The sequence below is a fragment of the Gilliamella sp. X-23 genome, assembly GCF_057063545.1.
This window is the reverse complement of record NZ_JBXSQG010000028.1, coordinates 1-2206: the sequence shown is the minus strand read 5'-3', so window position 1 is coordinate 2206 and position 2206 is coordinate 1. Positions and strand designations below refer to the sequence as shown.

The 2206-nt window shown below is 43.4% G+C and carries 1 protein-coding gene; it reads right to left on the bottom strand.

The window, feature by feature from the left end:
• Window positions 1–254: 254 nt before the first annotated feature.
• The gene (locus ACYH9I_RS11220) at window positions 255–1673 is read right to left on the bottom strand and encodes a hypothetical protein (RefSeq protein ID WP_483560785.1); all 1419 of its coding nucleotides are present in this window, start codon (window positions 1671–1673) and stop codon (window positions 255–257) included.
• Window positions 1674–2206 lie beyond the last annotated feature (533 nt).

The following is a 2206-nucleotide window of genomic DNA, read 5'->3' as shown; positions in this document are numbered from 1 at the left end:
CCAAAGCGTGGGTTGTCAGGGAATTCGCTTTAATTCCCTGACTCGGACGTGATCACTGTAACCATTTTATTCGCCAAAGGTCAAAACGTCCGAAACCTTGCCATACTATAAATAGACCACAAATTTAAACCGCAACAGCGCAACCCTAAGGGAAAACGCCCCAACTTGCGCGGGGGCGTTATTCTTTGTTAGATTGTCCTCTAAGGCACCATAACCGCCCCGCGGACCAAGGATTAAGGACTAAACGCTAAAAACTAAGGTGCGGCGCAAACAGCATACTCACGGTCGCTAGCGCTGACTATGTAGGCGTTGCCGATGCCTGAGTAGACATAGAAGCCACCGCTACCTGCTGCATCGCTTATCCAATAGCCGTTGAGGACGAAGCCCGCACCAGCGTAGTTGTTCATTCTGCCCCACTCCGTGAAAAACCCTGCACCTATGTGACGCATATAAGTATTATTAGATGAACTAGGTGTGGCGCCAACAGAACCTTGGCAAGATGAACCAGAATTCCAACCAGAACAAACCGCATTGGTTAAATCTCTTACCCTAGGCATCCGATAGCCCAAACGACTACACCAAGTGGAGTGGTTAGACCGATTATCAAGTACATTACCTCGATTGACGAACCACTGCTTTAACACAAATCCATACCTCACTTCATCACCACGACCGTCTCTGCCCACCAACTCAAAGGTCTGTGGCAAAGAAGGGACGGTAAGCCTACTAGGACTACTTGAGCTTATTTGACTACTACTTGCCCTAGGACCACTTAACGTTACCCGTGTTACATTCTTGGATTTATCAGTAATCCATTGATCGGCTTGGACAGTTCTTCCTGCAGGGTCTGTGAATGTACCAGAACGCGGCCTTGTCCAACTCACCGTCGCACCTAGACTGCCACTTGTGTTAACTGTCCAATTCAACTGACTTCCATCGATACCTGCTGGCAACTCCAAATCAAAATACAACCCATCAGCACCCGTTGTAGGAAAGTTTTGGTCATAAGATGATGAACGCGTTGACTGAGTTAAAAAACCCTTTGTAGGACTCCATATGTTAGATGGGCCTGCGTAGCGAGGATTGTCGATAGAATCGATGCCAGTAGTACCACCATATAACAAATTCGGCCTTGCCGACTGCATAAAAACCAAACAATTTGCATTTGGTTTGAAATAATAATACTCCCTGTCATTAGTGGTTGAAAATACACGACGATTTGGCACGCCATACTGTGTAGTTAAACTAGCACCATCGGGATTTAAACCTATTGTTACCCTATAAGGCGCCTTACATGCATCTAATGTATCATTAGGACGTACAGTATTTCCATTCTTATCCTCTAATGAAAGCCATAAAGTCCCTGTCGCCGTTACACCATTAGTCCCCTGTCCATCTCCATCATCATCTCCCCAATAATGATAAGTATTGACTAAATCATTTAAACGCACAAAAGTGATCGATGGTGGAAAAATAGTCTTTATCTCACCCAAAGTACGCCATGTTGATAATACTATTGGATTTGTCCTACTTGATGTATTCGTTGACGGCGTGACCTTTGCACCATAAGGCAACGTAATGGAGAACAACGATTCAAGGTCTGTTACCTTGGTTTGGCCTCCATCAGATGTTAAATACGGCCCACTCCCCTCAATGACCCTTGAGGTTTGCACTGTTAAGGCCTGTGCACCAAATGAACACAACCAAAACAATAACGCCGCAATCCATAACGGAGACTTTGATATGAACGATAAAAGATTGAATCTCTGCCTCGACAACAACCCTACCGATAAACTCGGCGAGCTCACTAAGCTAGATGATTTCGGTGATAAAAATAAGAATGGAGTCTGATTTTGACTACGATGATATTGAAAAAGATTTAGGGCGTAGGTTTGGCAGGCCAGATGCCAGATGCCAGATGCCGATTATGATAGCGCATTTCGATTATCCTGTCAAGTAAATTTTTGTTTTATTTGAATTTTTTATAATTGACCGCTCAACTAATGAGCACTCCCTTGCTTTAAAAGCGCTTAAATTATAACCGGTTGAGTAATAATGCGCTAGGTTTTTTGTTAAATATTTGTAAAGTTTTGTTAAGCGTATAAAGTTGAGCTTTTGGTGGCGTGTTTTGGGGAATGGTTTTGGTGAGGTTTTTTGGATAAAAAACAGCCAAAAAAACTTTAATAAAATCAATACCTTTTCTGAC